The 19,240-nt window shown below is 73.3% G+C and carries 2 protein-coding genes; both read left to right on the top strand.

Annotated elements, in window-relative coordinates; all coding sequences use genetic code 11:
• Nucleotides 1-59 precede the first annotated feature (59 nt).
• Nucleotides 60-18,965 (top strand): amino acid adenylation domain-containing protein, encoded by an 18,906-nt coding sequence (locus WBG99_RS33870; RefSeq protein WP_338900577.1) that lies wholly within the window; start codon nucleotides 60-62, stop codon nucleotides 18,963-18,965.
• A gap of 14 nt (nucleotides 18,966-18,979) precedes the next feature.
• On the top strand, nucleotides 18,980-19,189 hold the full coding sequence (locus tag WBG99_RS33865; protein ID WP_338900020.1) for an MbtH family protein: 210 nt from the start codon (nucleotides 18,980-18,982) through the stop codon (nucleotides 19,187-19,189).
• The last annotated feature ends 51 nt before the right edge of the window (nucleotides 19,190-19,240 follow it).

Genomic DNA, 19,240 nt, shown 5'->3' with positions numbered 1-19,240 from the left:
GTATGTCGGCGACCCCGGCCCAGGGCCGGGACCCCGACCCGCTGGGGAGGCTCACTGCTGTGTGCGGTTCCGAGGAAGTCCTGGCCCATTGGCGGCGGTTGCTCACACCGCTTCCGCTCGAGGTCTCACTGCCCGCCGATCGGCCCCATCCGCCGCAGCCGCTTCCCCAACGGGACGTCCGCGAGCTGGCGGATGTCCCGGACGCCCCCGACGCCGTACGTCTCGCGGCGTTCGTCGCGCTGCTGCACCGCTACACCGGGGCGACGGACCTGACCGTGGGGCACGACGGGCTCCCGCTGAGGGTGTTTGTCGAACACGAGCCCACTTTCGCCGAGTTGGTGCGGCGGGTGACGCAGGCGTGGGAGGAGGCGCAGACCCATCGGGTGCCCGTCGGCCTCCTGGTCGACGAGCTGCGGCCCCGGCCGACGCGCGGCGGCGGGCTGCTCTTCAACACGGCGTTCGCCACGCCCGCCCGGCCCGCCGGTGAGCTGCCCGCCCCGGTGGACGTGCTGCTGGAGGTGGGCGAGGGTTCGGCGCGGGCGTCGTACCACCCCGGCATCTTCGACGGTACGACGATCGAGCGGTTCCTCGGCCACTACCGGACCCTTCTCACCGACGCCCTGGCCCGGCCCGACGCGCCGGTGGCCCGGCTCGATCTGATGGGGCCGCGGGAGTACCGCCAGGTCGTCGTCGACTGGAACGACACGGCGCACACGGTGCCGGCGGACACCTGGCCCGCGATGTTCGCCGCGCGGGTACGGCAGCGGCCGGACGCCGTGGCGCTGGTCTTCGAGGACGAGGAACTCACCTACGCCGAGCTGGACGAGCGGGCGAACCGCCTGGCGCACGCGCTCATCGCCCGGGGGGCGGGTCCGGAGCGGATCGTCGCTCTCGCGCTGCCCCGCTCCGCCGAGCTGATCGTGGCGGAGGTGGCCGTCCTGAAGTCGGGCGCCGCCTATCTGCCGATCGACCACGACTACCCGGCCGAACGGATCGCGTACATGCTCGGCGACGCGCGGCCCGTCTGCATGGTGACCACCAGGGAGACCGCGCGCGACCTCCCCACCCCGGCCGACGGCATGACGGTCCTGGAGTCCGACTCGCCCGCCACGGCCGCCGAACTGGCGCGGCGACCGGTCCACGACCCCACCGAGGAGGAGCGCGGGGCACCTCTGACCGCCCTGAACGCCGCCTACGTGATCTACACGTCGGGCTCGACCGGCCGCCCCAAGGGTGTGGTTCTCGCACACAGCGGCGTGGCGAAGCTGGTGGCGACGCAGAGCGAGCGGTTCGGCATCGGCCCGCACAGCCGGGTGCTGCAGTTCGCCTCGCCGAGCTTCGACGTGGCGTTCTGGGACCTGTGCCTCGGGCTGCTGTCCGGCGGCCGGCTCGTCGTCGTACCGGCACAGCGGCGGGTGCCCGGCGCGCCCCTCGCCGACTACGCCCACGCGCACGGCGTCACCTTCATGATCCTGCCGCCGGCACTGCTCGCCGCCCTGCCCGAGGACGTCCGACTGCCGCCGGCCGCGACGCTGTTGGCGGGTACCGAGCGGGTCTCCCCCGAGCTGGTGGGACGGTACGCGCGCGGGCGGATGATGTTCAACGCCTACGGCCCGACCGAGGCCACCACCAACTCCACGCTCGGGCTGTGCGACCCGGACACCCCGGCCGGGGCGATCGTCCCGATCGGGGTGCCCGACCCGGGGACCCGGGCGTATGTCCTCGACGCGTTCCTGCGGCCGGTTCCCGCCGGGGTCACCGGCGAGCTGTACCTGGGCGGGGCGGGCCTGGCCCGGGGCTATCTCGGGCGGCCGGACCTGACCGCCGAGCGGTTCGTCGCCGATCCGTTCGGGGAGCCCGGGGAGCGGCTGTACCGCACGGGTGACCTGGTCCGTCGGCGGGCCGACGGGCGGCTGGAGTTCCTGGGGCGTGCCGACGCCCAGGTCAAGATCCGTGGTTTCCGTATCGAGCCGGGCGAGATCGAGTCGGTGCTGCGCGGCCACCCGGCCGTCGACCAGGTCACCGTGGTCGTCCGGGAGGACCGGCCCGGCGACCGCCGCCTCGCCGCCTATGTCGTGCCCGCCCTCGACGGGCCGCGCGACGCGGACCCGGACACGCAGGTCGAGGAGTGGAAGGAGCTGCACGAACTCCTTTACGGCGCGGCCGGTTCCGAGGACGCGGGAGATCCGGCGGAAGGCGCCGCCGGACCCGGCCTCCGCGAGAACTACGCGGGCTGGAACAGCATGTACGACGGGACGCCGATCCCCGTGGAGGAGATGCGCGAGTGGCGGGCGGCGACCGTCGACCGCATCCGTGAACTGGGCCCGGTGCGGCGGGTGCTGGAGATCGGTGTCGGCAGTGGCCTGCTCCTGTCCCGGATCGCGCCCGACTGCGAGGCGTACTGGGGCACCGATCTCTCGGCGCAGGCCGTCGCGGCGCTGCGCGCGCAGGTCGACGCCGATCCGGAGCTGGCCGCGAAGGTCCAGCTGCGGGCCCGGCCGGCCCATGACACCGACGGGCTGCCCGCCGGGTACTTCGACACGGTCGTCATCAACTCGGTCGCGCAGTACTTCCCCGGCGGGGAGTACCTCGTCGACGTACTGCGCCAGGTGTCGGGGCTGCTGGCGCCCGGCGGGCGGATCTTCGTCGGTGACGTACGCAACCTTCGGCTGCTGCGCACGCTGCGCGCGGCGGTGGAGACCCGCCGGGCGACCGGTGGCGAGAGCGAGGGCGAGGACAAGAGCGCGCTTCGGGCGGCCGTGGAGCGGTCGGTGCGCTGGGAGGGTGAACTCCTCCTCGACCCGGACTTCTTCGCCGCGCTCGACGGCTTCGACGCGGAGATCCGGATCAAGCGGGCCGCTCACCACAACGAGCTGAGCCGGTACCGGTACGACGTCGTGCTGCGCCCCGGTGCGCCGACGGCCGCCCCGAAGGTACCGGAGATCCCCTGGGCGGCGGTCGGCGGCCTCGACGGACTGGCGGAGCTGCTGGCGGGGCGGCCGGACGGGCTCCGGGTCACCGGTGTGCCCAACGCACGCCTCGCGGACGACCTGGCGGACCTGCGGCGGCTGGAGGGCAGCAGCGGGGAGGCGGCTGCCGGGACCGATCCGGAGGAGGTGCACGCGCTGGCGGCGCAGCACGGCTACCGGGCGGCTCTCACCTGGAGCGGCAGCGCCGACGACGGCGCGTTCGACGCCGTTCTCGTCCTCGACGGCCCCTTCGGCCCCCTCTACCGGACGGCCGCCGCCTATCCCCATGCCAACCGGCCCGCACCCTTCCGCGACGTCGGCGCGCTGATGCGCGCCCTGCGGGGGCACGCCGCCGAGTGGCTGCCCGACTACATGGTCCCCTCGGCGTTCGTCCCGCTGCACGCCCTGCCGGTCACCCCCAGCGGCAAGATCGACGCGCGGGCGCTGCCGGCCCCGGACTACGCGGCGATGAGCTCCGGCCGCGCCCCGCGAACCGCCCGCGAGAAGCTGCTCTGCGCCCTGTACGCCGAGGTGCTGGGCCTGGGTGCGGTGACGGCCGAGGACGACTTCCTCGCCCTCGGCGGCGACAGCATCAGCGCGATCCAACTCCTGATCCGGGCACGGGAGTCGGGGCTCAGGCTCACCACCCGTGAGGTGTTCCGGCACCGCACGGTCGAGGCACTGGCGAAGGCCGCCGTCGAGCGCGTCGCCGATCACACCACCGAGCCCACCGCCGACGGCCCGCTGGTGGAGCTCGACGATGCCGAACTCGCCGAGATCCAGGGCACGCACCCGCTGCCCATGGCGGAACTCCTCCCGCTCACCCCGCTCCAGCAGGGCTTCTTCTTCCACTCCCTCACCGGCGGTGCCGACGGGGACACCTACGTCGTCCAGCAAATCCTCGACCTGGCCGGACCCGTCGACGGCTCCGTGCTGCGCCAGGCCGCACAGGCCCTGCTGGACCGGCACGCGCCGCTGCGGGCCGCCTTTCGCCGGCGGCCCGACGGCACTGCGGTGCAGATCGTCACCCAGGACGCCGAACTGCCGTGGCGGGAGGTCGACCTCTCGACGCAGGACGGGCAGACCCGGCAATCGCTGGGCGACGCGGTGGCCGCGGACGAGCGGGCCCGGGGGTTCGACCTGGCCGCGCCGCCGCTGCTGCGCTGTGCCCTGGTCCGGCTCGGCGAGGAACGCAGCCGACTGGTGCTGACGTTCCATCACATCGTGGCGGACGGCTGGTCGTTGCCGGTCCTGCACCGCGAGCTGATGGCGTACTACGGCACCGGAACTCCGCCGCTGCCCGAAGTCGCCCCCTATCGCGGTTTCCTGCGCCGCCTCGCCGCGCAGGACCGTGACGCGGCCCGCGCGGCCTGGCGTGACGCGCTCGCCGGGCTGGACGCGCCGACGCGGCTGGTCGGCGTTCCCACCGACGGGGTGCCCGTGCGGCCGGAACAGGTGCGGGTGGAGCTGTCCGAGCGGACCACCGCGCGGCTCACCGAGCGGGCCCGTGAGCGCGGCGTCACCCTCGGCACGGTGGTCCAGGGCGCCTGGGGGCTGCTGCTGGGCAGGCTGACAGGCCGTGCCGACGTCGTTTTCGGCACCACGGTCTCGGGGCGCGACGGCGAGGTCGACGGCATCGCCTCGATGGTGGGCCTGTTCATCAACACCCTGCCGACACGCTTCCGTTGGACCCCCGGCGAAACCCTCGCCGCCCTGCTGGTCCGTCTCCAGGAGGAGCAGGCCCGGCTGCTGGACCACCAGCATCTGGGCCTGGCCGAGATCCAGCGGATCGCCGGACACGCGGGCTCCGGCGAACTCTTCGACACCCTGGTGGTGTTCGAGAACTACCCTGCCGAGACCGACCTCCGGGACTCCTCGGGCACCGTACGGATCACCGGTGACGCCTTCCACGACGCCGTGCACTATCCCCTCGCCCTCGTCGTCAAGCCCGGCCGACGGCTCGACCTGCGGCTCAAGCACCACGCGGAACGCCTCGACGGCGACCGGGTCCGCGCCCTCGGTGACCGTCTGGCCCGCGTCCTGGAGGCCATCGCCGAGGCCCCGGACCACGCAGCCGGCTCCGTCGAACTGCTGTCCGCCGACGAGGCGCTGCGCGCCCACCCCTCCGGCGAGGAACGCCTGGTACCGGAATCCACGCTGGCGGACGGGTTCGCCGCGCAGGTCGCCCGGACCCCGGACGCGACGGCCGTCGTCTTCGGGGACGAGCGGCTGAGTTATGCCGAACTGGACGCCCGTGCCGAGGTGTTGGCTGCTCGGCTGCGCGGACGGGGTGCCGGACCGGGGGCGTTCGTGGCGGTCGCCGTACCGCGTTCGACAGAGCTGATGGTGGCGTTGCTGGGCGTGCTGAAGGCGGGTGCCGCCTACCTGCCGGTGGACCTGGACTACCCGGCCGACCGGGTGACCCACATGCTCGCCGACTCGGGCGCCACGACGGTGGTCACACTGACCGCGACGGCCGGCCGACTGCCCCAGCTGCCCGGCCCGCCCGAGCGGAGCGTTCCTTCCGTGCTGCTGATCGACGCCATGGAGGACGAGCCCGCCGAGGCGGCCGGGGACGTCGCACGTCCCGACGACCCCGCCTACCTCATCTACACCTCCGGCTCGACCGGCCTCCCCAAGGGCGTCGTCGTTTCCCACCGCGCCATCGTGAACCGGCTCGCGTGGATGCAGGACGAATACGGGTTGGGCCCCGACGACCGGGTGCTGCAGAAGACGCCGTCCAGTTTCGACGTGTCCGTGTGGGAGTTCTTCTGGCCGCTCCTCGAAGGCGCGGCCGTGGTGCTCGCCCGGCCGGACGGCCACCGCGACCCCGCCTACCTGGCGGACCTCGTACGCGCGCGGTCCGTCACCACCCTGCACTTCGTGCCGTCGATGCTGGAGGCCTTCCTCCGGCACGACGAGGTCACGGGCGACCCCACCTGGGCGGCCTCGCTGCGCCGGGTGCTGAGCAGCGGCGAGGCGCTCCCGGCCACCGCGGCCTCCCGCTGGCACGCGATGACGGGCGTTCCGCTGCACAACCTGTACGGCCCGACCGAGGCGGCCGTCGACGTCACGCACCACCCGTACGCCCGCGACGCGGACTTCGGCGCGTCCGTGCCCATCGGGCGGCCCGTATGGAACACCGGCCTGCGGATCCTGGACTCCTGTCTGCGGCCCGTGCCCGACCATGTCCCCGGCGAGCTGTACCTGACCGGTGTCCAGCTCGCCCGCGGCTACCACGCCCGTCCGGCGCTGACCGCCGAGCGGTTCACCGCCGACCCGTACGGGCCGCCCGGCAGCCGGATGTACCGCACCGGTGACCTGGTACGACGCCGCGCGGACGGGGTGATCGAGTATCTGGGCCGCACCGACCGCCAGGTCAAGCTGCGCGGCAACCGGATCGAACCCGGTGAGGTCGAGGCCGCGCTCGTACGGCTGCCGGAGGTGGCGCAGGCCGCCGTGACGGTACGCGAGGACGCGCTCGTCGCGTATGTGGTGCCCGTCGGCGCCACCGGGGTGACCGGCCTCCACGAGGCCCTGGCCCGCTCCCTGCCCTCCCCCATGGTGCCGAGTGCCTGGGTGGTTCTCGACGCCTTGCCGCTCACCCCCAGCGGCAAGCTGGACCGGGCCGCCCTGCCCGCCCCGCAGGTCGTACGGGCCACGGTCACCCGCGCCCCGGCCGGTCCCGGGGAACAACTGCTCACGGAGATCTTCGCGGCCGTGCTGAAGCTGGCGGAGGTCGGTGTCGACGACGACTTCTTCCTGCTCGGCGGGGACAGCATCAGCTCCATCGCCGTCTCCAGCCGGGCCCGTCGCGCGGGTCTGGTGATCGGCCCCCGGGAGGTGTTCGAGCACCGCACTCCGGCGGGGCTCGCGGCGGCGGCCGGCATCGGGGAGACGGCCGCGAGGGGCACTCCTTCCCCGTCCGCGTTCACGCTGACCGAGGAGGAGCGGGAGCGGGTCGAGCGGCTCGCCCCCGGCCGGATCGAGGACGTGTGGCCCCTCGCCCCGCTCCAGGAGGGCCTGTTCTTCCACTCGAACTTCGACGACAGCTCCCTGGACGTCTACACCGTCCACGAGTCCTTCGACTTCGCAGAGCGCGTGGACGCCGAGCGGTTGTCGGCGGCCCTGCGCACGCTGCTGGCCCGCAATCCCGGTCTGCGGGCCGGGTTCACGAGCGAAGGGCTGCGCCAGCCGGTGCAGTTCATCGTGCGGGACGCCGAGATCCCGTTGACGGAGGTGGATCTGGCGGGGCTGCCGGTGACCGAACAGGACCGGCGGATGCGGGAGTTGCTGGACGATTCACGGTCGCGGCGCTTCGACCTGTCCCGCCCGCTGCTCTTCCGGATGCTGCTCCTGCGGCTCGGTGACGGGCGCGGGGACCGGCTGGTCGTCGGTCGTCATCTGATCCTGTGGGACGGCTGGTCGGCCTGGCTGTTCCTGGACGAGCTGTTCGCGTTGTACGAGAGCGGCGGCGACCCGGCGGGCCTCGCCCGTCCCGGCTCGTACCGCGACTACCTGACCTGGCTGGAGCGGCAGGACGACACCGAGGCCACCCGGGCGTGGCGGGCCGCCCTGTCGGGCTTCGAGGAGCCCACGCTGCTGGTGCCGACCGCCTCCGACCGGGGGCGGGAGCCGGTGATCCCGGAGCACCTGGACGCCGTGCTCGACGCGCCGGTCGCGGAGCGGCTGCGGGACACCTCGCGCGGCCACGGTCTGACGCTCAACACCGTGCTGAACGCGGCCTGGGGACTGGTCCTGGCCGGCGCGACCGGCCGTACGGACATCGCGTTCGGCACGACGGTCGCCGGGCGGCCGAGCGAGGTGCCCGACGTCGAGAACGTCATCGGCATGTTCCTCAACACCGTGCCCGCGCGCATCGCCTTCGACCCGCGTGAGCCGGTTCTCGGCCTGTTGCGCCGGGTCCAGAGCGAGCGGCTGTCGGTGATGCCGTACGAGTACCTGGGTCTGGGGGTGCTCCAGGCCGACACGGGGCACCGGCGGCTGTTCGACACGCTGTTCGTGCTGCGCAACGCCGACACCGACGAGCGGCTGGCAGAGCTGCGCGACCGGCACGGCGCGACGGCCGTGGCCAACGTGGACGCGACCCACTACCCGGCGAACCTGGTGGTGACGCCCGGTGAGCGGATCCGGGTGACGCTCGCCTACCGTCCCGACCTGCTCGAAGGCGCGGACGCACAGCGCCTGTTGGACCGATTCGTGCTGCTGGTGGACCGGCTGGTGGCCGATCCGTCGGCCCCCGTCGGCTCGCTGGACCCGCTGCTGCCCGCCGAGGTCGCCGCGCTGGCCCGCGAGGAGGCCGAGAACCGCCGGCCCGTGCCGCACGAGACGGTGGCGGACATGCTGGCCGCGCAGGCCGCCCGCACCCCGGACGCGACCGCCCTGGTCTTCGGCGCGCAGACCCTCACCTACGCCGAACTCGATGAGCGCTGCGACCGCATGGCCCGGTTGCTGATGGCGCGGGGAGCCGGTCCCGAGCGGGTCGTCGCGCTCGGACTGCCGCGCTCGATCGACATGGTGGTGGCGCTGTTCGCGGTGCTGCGTACGGGGGCGGCGTATCTGCCGCTGGAGCTGGACCATCCGGCCGAGCGGCTGTCGCTGATGCTGGCGGACGCGCGTCCGCTGCTCCTGCTGTCCACACAGGCCGTGTCGCGGACGCTGACGGGCGACACGCCGCGTGTGCTGCTCGACGCCCCGGAGGTGGCGGCCGAGCTGGCGGCTCTCCCGGCCGACCCGGTGTCGGTGTCCTTCAGCCTCGATCACCCGGCGTACGTCATCTACACCTCGGGGTCGACCGGCCGGCCCAAGGGTGTCGTCACGCCGTACATCGGCCTGACGAACATGCAGCTCAACCACCAGAGGGAGATCTTCGCCCCGGCGGTCGAGTCGGCGGGCGGGCGGCGGCTGCGGATCGCGCACACCGTGTCGTTCGCGTTCGACATGTCCTGGGAGGAACTGCTGTGGCTCGTCGAGGGGCATGAGGTCCACGTCTGCGACGAGGAGTTGCGGCGGGACGCCACCGCGCTGGTGGCGTACTGCGAGGAACACCGCGTCGACGTCGTCAACGTGACCCCCACATACGCCCATCTCCTCATCGAGGAGGGACTGTTGGAGGGGCACCGGCCTCCGCTGGTGCTGCTCGGCGGCGAGGCCGTCACCGAGACGGTGTGGAACACGCTGCGGGACACGGAGGGGACGTACGGCTACAACCTGTACGGGCCGACCGAGTACACGATCAACACGCTCGGCGGTGGCACGCGGGACAGCGCGACCCCGACCGTGGGCCGTCCGATCCGGGCCACCCGGGCCCGCGTCCTCGACACCTGGATGCGTCCGGTGCCGGACGGTGTGGCGGGCGAGCTGTACATCGCGGGTGTCGGTCTGGCGCGCGGCTATCTCGACCGGCCGGGCCTGACCGCCGAACGGTTCGTGGCCGATCCGTACGGGCGGCCGGGCGAGCGGATGTACCGCACGGGTGACCTGGTCCGGCGTCGCCCGGACGGCAATCTGGACTTCCTCGGCCGCACCGACGACCAGGTCAAGATCCGGGGCCACCGGGTGGAGCTGGGCGAGATCGAGACCGTGCTCGCGCAGCACCCCGAGGTGTCGCAGGCCGCCGTGATCGCCCGTGACGACACCTCCGCACCCGGTACTAAGCGGCTCGTGGGATATGTCGTGCCCGCCGAACTCGACGAAAGCGCGAGGGAGTCGGCCGAGCGGGAGCAGATCGGCGAGTGGCGGGAGATCTACTCCGCCGAGTACACCGAGATCGGCACCGCCCTGTTCACCGAGGACTTCGCGGGCTGGGACAGCTCCTACGACGGCGAGCCGATCCCGCCGGAGCACATGCGGGAGTGGCGTGAGGCCACGGTGGAGCGGATCCGGGAGCTGGGGCCGAGGCGGGTCCTGGAGATCGGCGTCGGCTCCGGTCTGCTGCTGTCGCGGCTCGCCCCGGACACCGAGGCGTACTGGGCGACGGACTTCGCCGCGCCCGTGATCCGCAAGCTCGGCGAGGACCTGCGGGCCGACCCCGAGCTGGCCCGGAAGGTCGAGCTGCGCTGTCAGCCCGCCGAGGTCACCGACGGGCTGCCGGCCGGCTTCTTCGACACGGTCGTCATCAACTCCGTCGTGCAGTACTTCCCCAGCCTGGACCATCTGCGCCAGGTGATCCGGGGGGCGATGGGGCTGTTGGCACCGGGCGGCGCGCTGTTCCTCGGTGACGTGCGCGATCTGCGGCAGGCCCGCGTGTTCCAGACGGGCGTCCAGCTCGCCCGCGCGGGCGCGGAGTCGGACCCGGAGTCGTTGCGCCGGGCCGTGGACCGGGGTCTCGCCCTGGAGAAGGAACTGCTGGTGGACCCCGACTGGTTCACGACCCTCGGTGTCGGCGCCGAGGTGCGCACCAAGGCCGGACGGCACCACAACGAGCTGACGCGCTATCGCTACGACGTCGTCCTGTACGACGGGGTGGCCACGGCGGAGGACGTGCTGCGACTGGGCGGCGCACCCGTGCACGACTATTCCGGTCCGAGCGTGCTTGTGGCGCGTCTCGACGGGCTGGAGCTGTTGCGGGTACGGCGGATCCCGGACGCGCGGACGGCGGACGACCTCAGTGCGATGCGGGCGATCGACGCCGGGCTGCCGCCGGCCGCAGGCTCGGCGGGCGTGGAGCCGGAGGACGTGCGCTCGCTGGGCGCTGCCCACGGCTACGACGTCCTGACGACCTGGTCGGACGAGCCGGGCTTCTTCGAGGCGGTCTTCGTCCGAGGATCGGCGGCGCGGCGCACGGCGGATCTGTACGTCCCGCGCCCGGACCGTGGCGTCGCCCCGTACGCCAACACCCCGACCGCCACACGCGGCAACGGGGCCCTCGTACGCCGGCTGCGTGAGGACCTGGGGCGGCGGCTGCCCGGCTACATGGTCCCGGCCGCCTTCGTGGCCCTGCCACGGCTGCCGATGAACGACAACGGCAAGCTCGATGTACGGGCACTGCCGGACGCCGAGCCGGCGGTGGCCCTGTCGGAGGGGCGGGGCCCGGCGACCCCGGTGGAGGAGGTGCTGTGCCGGCTCTTCGCGGAGGTGCTGGGGCTGTCCCGCACCGGCGCGGAGGACAACTTCTTCGATCTGGGCGGCCATTCACTGCTGGCGACCCGGCTGATCAGCCGGGCGCGCACCGAACTGGGCGCGGAACTGGCGATCCGGGACCTGTTCGAGGCGCCCACTCCCGAGGCGCTGGCTCTGCGGACGGGGGCCGGTCGGCCCGCGCGGCCCGTACTGCGGCCGGCGGCCGAGCGGCCCGCCCGCATCCCGCTCTCGGCGGCACAGCGGAGGCTGTGGCTGGTTCAGCGCATCACCGGCGGCGGGGTCGCCTACAACTTCCCCCTCGTGTTCCGCCTGCGCGGTGAGCTGGACGTCGGCACCCTGCGGGTCGCTCTCAGTGATGTGGCGGACCGTCATGAGGCCTTGCGGACACGGTTCCTGGAGGAGGACGGCGAGCCGTATCAGTGGATCGTGCCGCCCGGCACGGCCGAGCCCGAGTTCCTGATGGCCGACGTCCCCGAGGAGGGGCTGGCCGCGCGGATCGAGGAGGCTCAGCGTCGCCCCTTCGATCTCAGCGCCGAACTGCCCGTACGGGCCGAGGTGTTGCGGCTGGGACCGGGCGAGCATGTGGTGGCGCTGGTGCTGCATCACATCACCACCGACGAGTGGTCGGACCGGCCGTTCCTCGCTGATCTCAGCACCGCGTACCGGGCCCGCGTCGAGGGCCGCGCACCTCGGTGGGCGCCGCTGCCGGTCCAGTACGCCGACTACACCCTCTGGCAGGACACGCTGCTCGGTCAGGTCGGCGAGGCCCAGCTCGCCCACTGGACGGAGGCCCTGCGCGAGCTTCCGGAGGAGCTGTCGCTGCCGCTGGACCGACCCCGGCCGGAGGAGCCCACCGGGCGGGGCGGCAAGGTCCGCCTGGACCTCTCGCCCGCCGCCTGCCGTGCCCTGCGCGAGCTGTCCGGCGCCACCCGCACCAGCATGTTCATGCTGTTCCAGGCGGCCACGGCGGCGCTGCTGCACCGGCTCGGCGCCGGGGACGACATTCCGCTGGGGGCACCCGTCGCGGGGCGTACGGACGACGCGCTGGACGACCTGGTCGGGTTCTTCGTGAACACGCTGGTGCTGCGCACCGATCTGTCGGGCGGGGAGTCCGACCTGACCTTCGTCCAACTCCTGGAGCGGGTCCGGGAGTCCGCCCTGGAGGCGTTCGAGCACCAGGACCTGCCCTTCGACCACGTCGTCGAGGCCGCCAACCCGCCCCGGGTCGCCGGCCGCAATCCGCTCTTCCAGGTCATGGTGGGCTACCACCACCGGCCCGACGGCGACCCGGACGTGCTCGGCATGCCGACCGAGTGGTTCGACATGGACACGGGCATGGCCAAGTTCGACCTCCACTTCACCTTCGTGGATGAGGGGGGCCGAGACCGCCTCACCCTGCTTCTGGAGTACGCGCTCGACCTGTGCGACGAGACGACGGCCCGGCGGCTGGCCGGGCGGCTGGCACGGCTGCTGGAGCAGGTTGCCGCTCGGCCCGACATTCCCGTACGGGACCTGGAGGTGCTGGAGGGGACCGAGCGGGAATCGGTGCTCGTCCGGTGGATCGACACCGGGCGGCATGTGCCCGCGACGACGCTGCCGGAGCTGTTCCGTGCCCAGGCGGCGCGGACGCCGGACGCCCTCGCTCTCGTCTACGGTGAGCAGCGGCTGACCTACGCGGAGTTGGACGCCCGGGTCGAGCGGACGGCTCGGGTCCTGGCCGGCCGGGGCGTGGGCCCGGAGCGCACGGTGGCGGTGGCGTTGCCGCGTTCGGCGGACCTCCTCGTGGCCCTGCTGGCGGTGCACCGGGCGGGCGGGGCCTATCTGCCGCTCGATGCCGATCAGCCGCGGGAGCGGCTGGCGCTCATGCTGGAGGAGGCCCGGCCGGTGTGCGTCGTCGAGGACGCGCTCCCGGAGGGCGTGGAGGGTGAACTGCCCACGGCCTACGATCCGTCGAGCCCGGCCTATGTGGTCTACACCTCCGGCTCGACGGGCCGCCCCAAGGGCGTGGTCGTGCCGCACGAGGGCATCGTGAACCGGCTGCTGTGGATGCAGGACGCGTACGGGCTGGGCCCCGACGACCGGGTGCTGCAGAAGACGCCGTCCGGGTTCGACGTGTCGGTGTGGGAGTTCTTCTGGCCGCTGATCACCGGGGCCGCGCTGGTGGTCGCCCGGCCGGAGGGCCACAAGGACCCGGCGTATCTGGCGGAGCTGATCCGTGCACAGGAGGTCACGACCACGCACTTCGTGCCGTCGATGCTCCAGGTGTTCCTGGAGGAGCCGACCGCCGCGCGGTGCACGGGTCTGCGGCGGGTGATGTGCAGCGGAGAGGCGCTGCCGTCAGCGGTGGCGGAACGTTTCCACGAGGTGCTGTCGGCCGACCTGCACAATCTGTACGGGCCGACGGAGGCGTCGGTCGACGTCACGGCGGGCCAGGTCGTTCCGGGCGCCGACCGGGTGGTGATCGGTCGTCCGGTCTGGAACACCCGGGTGTACGTCCTGGACACGGCGCTGCGGCCGGTACCGCCGGGCGTCGCGGGTGAGCTGTATCTGGCGGGGGTCCAGCTCGCGCGTGGCTACCTCGACCGCCCCGGCCTCACGGCCGAGCGGTTCGTCGCGGACCCCTACGGCGGTCCGGGCGCCCGTATGTACCGCACGGGCGACCTGGCCCGCTGGCGGGCGGACGGCACGCTCGACTTCCTCGGCCGGACCGACCACCAGGTCAAGATCCGTGGGGTGCGCGTGGAGCCCGGTGAGACCGAGGCCGTGCTCGCCCGGCACGAGTCCGTGGCCCACGTGGTCGTCGTCCCGCACGAGCAGCGGCTCGTCGCCTACGTCGTCCCCGCCGCCGGACAGGCCACCGACCCGGCGGTGCTGCGTAACCACACCGCCACGTTCCTCCCCGAGCACATGGTCCCGGCCGCCGTCGTCGTCCTCGACGCGCTGCCGCTGACGCCCAACGGCAAGCTGGACCGCCGGGCGCTGCCCGCGCCCGGCTTCGCGGCGGGCGGCGGCACGGGCGGCCGGGCGCCGGATCCGCGGGAGGAGATCCTCTGCGGTCTGTTCGCGGACGTCCTGGGCGTGGACCGGGTCGGCGTCGACGACGACTTCTTCGTCCTGGGCGGCCACTCGCTGCTCGCCATGCGGCTGGTCGCCGGGGTCCGGGCGGCGTTCGGGGCGGATGTGTCGCTGCGTACGGTGTTCGACGCGCCGACGGTGGCACGGCTCGCCCGGCGGTTGGCCGAGGGCTCCACGGCTGATGTCCGGGCCCGGCCCGCGCTCGGGGTGCGGGCGCGTCCCGAGCGGCTGCCACTTTCGTCCGCGCAGCAGCGCCTGTGGGTGCTGTACCAGGTGGAGGGCCCGAGCGCGACGTACAACATCCCCTCGGCCTGGCGGCTGACCGGTGACCTGGACGTCGAGGCGCTACGGGCGGCCGTGCGCGATCTGGTCGTCCGGCACGAGACGCTGCGCACGGTCTTCCCCGACGAGGAGGGGCGGGCCTTCCAGCGGGTGCTGGACCTGGAGGAGGTGTCCGTACCGTTCGAGGTGGAGGACACCAGTCCCGAACTGCTTCCCGGGCGATTGGCTCGGGCGGGGGCGTACGCCTTCGAGCTGGACCGTGAACCGCCGTTGCGCGTCCATGTGTTCCGTTCGGGGCGGCGGGAGTGGACGCTGCTGCTCCTGCTGCACCACATCGCCGGGGACGAGTGGTCCGAGCGCCCGCTGATCCGGGATCTGGCGGTCGCCTACGCGGCCCGTGCGGCCGGACGGGCGCCCGGGTGGGAGCCGTTGCCGGTCCAGTACGCCGACTACACCCTGTGGCAGCGGGACGTCCTCGGCGACGAGAGGGACCCGGACAGTCCGGCGGCACGTCAGGTCTCCTACTGGCGGCAGGCTCTGGAGGGGCTGCCGGAGGAGCTGGTGCTGCCCGTCGACCGGCCGCGTCCGCCGGAGTCGACGTATCGGGGTGGCGCCGCCGACCTGTCGCTCGACGCCGAACTGGCCGCGCGGTTGCACAGGCTGGCGCGTGAGAACGGCGTCAGTGTGTTCATGGTGATGCAGGCCGCCGTGGCGACGGTGCTCAGCAGGCTCGGCGCCGGGCACGACATCCCGATCGGCAGCCCGATCTCCGGGCGGACCGATGCGGCCCTGGAGGACCTGGTCGGGTTCTTCCTCAACACGCTGGTACTGCGCACGGACACCTCCGGGGAGCCGACGTTCCGGGAGCTGTTGGCCCGGGTCCGGGAGGCCGATCTGGCCGCCTTCGACCATCAGGAGGTGCCGTTCGAGCGGCTGGTGGAGGTGCTGAACCCGGCCCGGTCGCTGGCCCGGCATCCGCTGTTCCAGGTGATGGTTGTGTATCTGGCCGCCGACGGGGAGGACGCCGGACTGCCCGGACTGCGGGCACGCCGGGACGAAGTCGTCAATACCACCGCGAAGTTCGACCTGTCCTTCGACTTCGTGGAGCGCGGCGACGGCAGTGGCGTGGACGGTGTGCTGGAGTACAGCGCCGATCTGTTCGACCACGCGACCGCGCGGTCCTTCGCGGACCGGCTGCGGCGTGTGCTGCGGGCCGTCGCCGCCGACCCGGACCTGACGCTCGGTCGCATCGACATCCTGGACGCCGATGAGCGACGCCGCCTGACCGGTGGCTGGCAGAGCCGTCCGGTCGTCACCGGGCCGACCACCGTGCCCGCGCTCTTCGAGGAACAGGTTCGGCGCCGTCCCCGGCTGCCCGCCGCGGCCTCCGACGGCGTCGAGCTGACCTTCGCCGAACTCAACACCGAGGCCAACCGCCTGGCCCGCCTCCTGGTGGAACTCGGCGCCGGGCCGGAGCGGTCGGTGGGCCTCGCGCTGCCGCGCACCGCACGGTTCCTGGTGGCCGTACTGGCCGTGCACAAGGCGGGTGCGGCGTACCTGCCGCTCGATCCCGACGCGCCGACGGACCGTACGGCGGACGTCCTGGACGACGCCCGGCCGGTGCTGACCCTCACCACCCGGGAGCTGGTGTCGGCGCTTCCGCCGGACGCCGGGCGCCTGGTGCTCGACGATCCCGCCACCGTCGACCGGATCGCCGCCCGGGACGCCACGGACCTCACCGACGCCGACCGGGACGGGGACCTGACGCCCCGCCATCCGGCGTACGTCATCTACACCTCCGGCTCCACGGGCCGCCCCAAGGGCGTGGTGATCACCCACGAGAGCCTGGGCCATCTCTTCCACAGCCATCGCGAGACGCTGTACGCGCCTGCGATCGAGGCGGCCGGGCGGCGGCATCTGCGGGCGGGGCACGCCTGGTCGTTCTTCTTCGACGCGTCCTGGCAGCCCCAGCTGTGGCTGCTGGACGGGCACTGTGTGCACATCGTGTCCGAGGAGGTGCGGCGCGACCCCGAACTGCTCGCCGCCGCGGTTGTCGAGCACCGATTCGACTTCCTGGAGGTCACCCCGTCGTTCCTCGCGCAGATGGCCGACAGTGGTCTGCTGCGCGGTGACGACTGCCCCCTCGCGGTGGTCGGGGTGGGCGGCGAGGCGGTGCCGGTCGCGCTGTGGCAGCGGCTGGCCGGGCTGCGCGACACCGAGGCGTTCAACCTGTACGGGCCGACCGAGTCGACCGTGGACGCCCTGGTGGGACGCATCGGGGACAGTGAACGCCCGCTCGTGGGGCGGCCGGTGGCCGGCACCCGGGCGTACGTCCTCGACGGGCTCCTGCAGCCCGTGCCGCCCGGTGTCACCGGCGAGCTGTACCTGGCGGGCGGCGGTCTGGCCCGCGGCTATCTGGGCTCCCCCGGGCTGACGGCCGAGCGCTTCGTGGCCGACCCGTTCGGGGCACCCGGCTCACGGCTGTACCGGACCGGCGACCTGGCCCGCTGGACGGCCGACGGACGGCTGGACTATCTCGGACGGGCCGACGACCAGGTCAAGATCCGTGGCTTCCGGATCGAACCGGCGGAGATCGAGTCCGCGCTGGCCGCCCATCCGACCGTCGGCCAGGCCCTGGTGACGGTACGTCAGGACGGGACGCGCAAGCTGCTCGTGGCCCATGTGGTCCCGTCGTCCGCGGGCACCGTGCCCGAGCCCGCGGCGCTGCGCGCCCATGTCGCCGCCCGGCTCCCCGATCACATGGTCCCGGCGGCCGTCGTGGCCCTGGACCGGTTCCCGGAGCTGGCGAACGGCAAGCTGGACCGGTCCGCGCTGCCCACGCCCGACTTCTCCGCCCAGTCCTCCGGCCGCGCGCCCGCCACCCCGGTGGAGAAGACGCTCTGCGCGGTCTTCGCCGACGTGCTGGGGCTCGGACAGGTCGGCGTGGACGACGACTTCTTCGCCCTCGGCGGCGACAGCATCGTCGCGATGCAGCTCGTGGGCCGGGCGCGTACGGCGGGCGTCCGCATCACGCCCCGGCTGGTGTTCCGTCATCGCACGGTGGCGGCGCTGGGCACGGTCGCCGAGGCCGTCGACTCGTCCGTCCACCGTCCCGAGGACGACGGCACCGGCATCGCGCCGCTCACCCCGGTCATGCACTGGCTGCGCGAACTGGGCGGCCCGTTCGCGTCCTACCACCAGTCGGCGCTCGTCCGCACCCCCGCCGCACTGGACCTGCCCGGCCTGACCGCCGTGCTCCAGGCCCTCGCCGACCGGCACGACCTGCTGCGGGCGACCCTCCTGCGGCCGTCGCCCGACGCCCCCGACGACTGGTCGCTGCGGGTGCCCGCCATCGGGGCGGTCGACGCCGCCGGGTGGATCGACCGTGTGGACGTGGCCGGGCTCGACGCGGCGGCTCTCGACGCGGCCGTGGCCGAGCACGCGCGGGCGGCACGGGCGCTCCTTGATCCGGACGCGGGTGTGATGGTCAGGGCCGTGTGGTTCGACGCGGGTGACGCGCCGGGCCGACTGCTGCTGACGGCCCACCATCTGGTGGTCGACGGTGTGTCCTGGCGGGTGCTGCTGCCCGACCTGGCCGCCGCGTGGCGGGACGTCCGCGCCGGGCGGCCGGTGCGGCTGGACCCGGTCGACACCTCGTTCGCGAGCTGGTCGCGGCTGCTCACCGAGCTGGCCCGGGAGCCGGCCCGGGAGGCCGAACTCCCCGTCTGGGAAAGCGTCCTGGCGGGTGGCGCCGAGCCGTTCCCGCTTCTGCGGGAGCCCGACCCGGACCGCGACACCACCGCGACCCGGCGCGAGGTGGTGCTCCGGATGCCCGCCGAGGACACCGGTCCCCTGCTGTCGGCCGTGCCGGCCGCGTTCGGTGCCGCCGTCAACGACGTGCTGCTGGCGGCGCTGGGCCTGGCCTTCGCGGACCGGCGGCGACGGGACGGCGGTTCGGACACCTCGGTCCTGGTGGATCTCGAAGGGCACGGCCGCGAGGAGGAGCTGGGCGGCGACGGGGTCGACCTCTCCCGTACGGTCGGCTGGTTCACCAGTGTCTTCCCGGTCCGGCTCGATCCGGGTCCGGTCGACACGGCGGAGGCCTTCGCGGGCGGCCGGGCCGCCGAGGACGCCGTGCGGCGGGTGCGCGGGCATCTGGCGTCGCTGCCCGCGAACGGTGTCGGGTACGGCCTGTTGCGGTACCTCAATCCCCGGACACGCGAGGTGCTGGCGGCCTGCGAGCCGGCCCGGGTCGAGTTCAACTATCTGGGCCGGTTCGGCATTCCGGAGGAGACCGACTGGTCGTACGCGCCGGAGGAGGACGCGGCGGACATCGGGCCGGAGGGCTCGATGCGGGAGGGTCACGCGCTGGAGATCAACGTGGTGACCGAGGACCGGGCGGACGGGCCGGTGCTGGCCGCGCACTGGTCGTATCTGGAGGGGCTGTTGCCGCGCGAGACGGTCCAGGATCTCGCCGAGACCTGGTTCCGGGCCCTGCGAGGGCTCCTCGCGTGGGCGGAGCGGAACCCGAAGTGAGGAAGAGGAGTGGTATGAGCAACCCGTTCGAGGACCCCGAGGGCGTCTACCTGGTGCTGGTCAACGACGAGAACCAGCACAGTCTGTGGCCGGACTTCGTGGACGTGCCGGCCGGCTGGCGGGTGGTTCACGGGCCCGGCTCGCGGCAGTCCTGCCTGGATCATGTCGAGACCCACTGGACCGACATGCGGCCCCGGAGCCTGGCCGAGTCGATGGACGGCTGACCTGCCGGAGGAGGGGGCCGGTCGCTCGACCGGCCCCCTCCTCCGGCTCCC

This window comes from Streptomyces sp. TG1A-60, from assembly GCF_037201975.1.
Lineage (GTDB): Bacteria > Actinomycetota > Actinomycetes > Streptomycetales > Streptomycetaceae > Streptomyces.
This window is presented reverse-complemented; position numbering and strand designations above follow the sequence as displayed.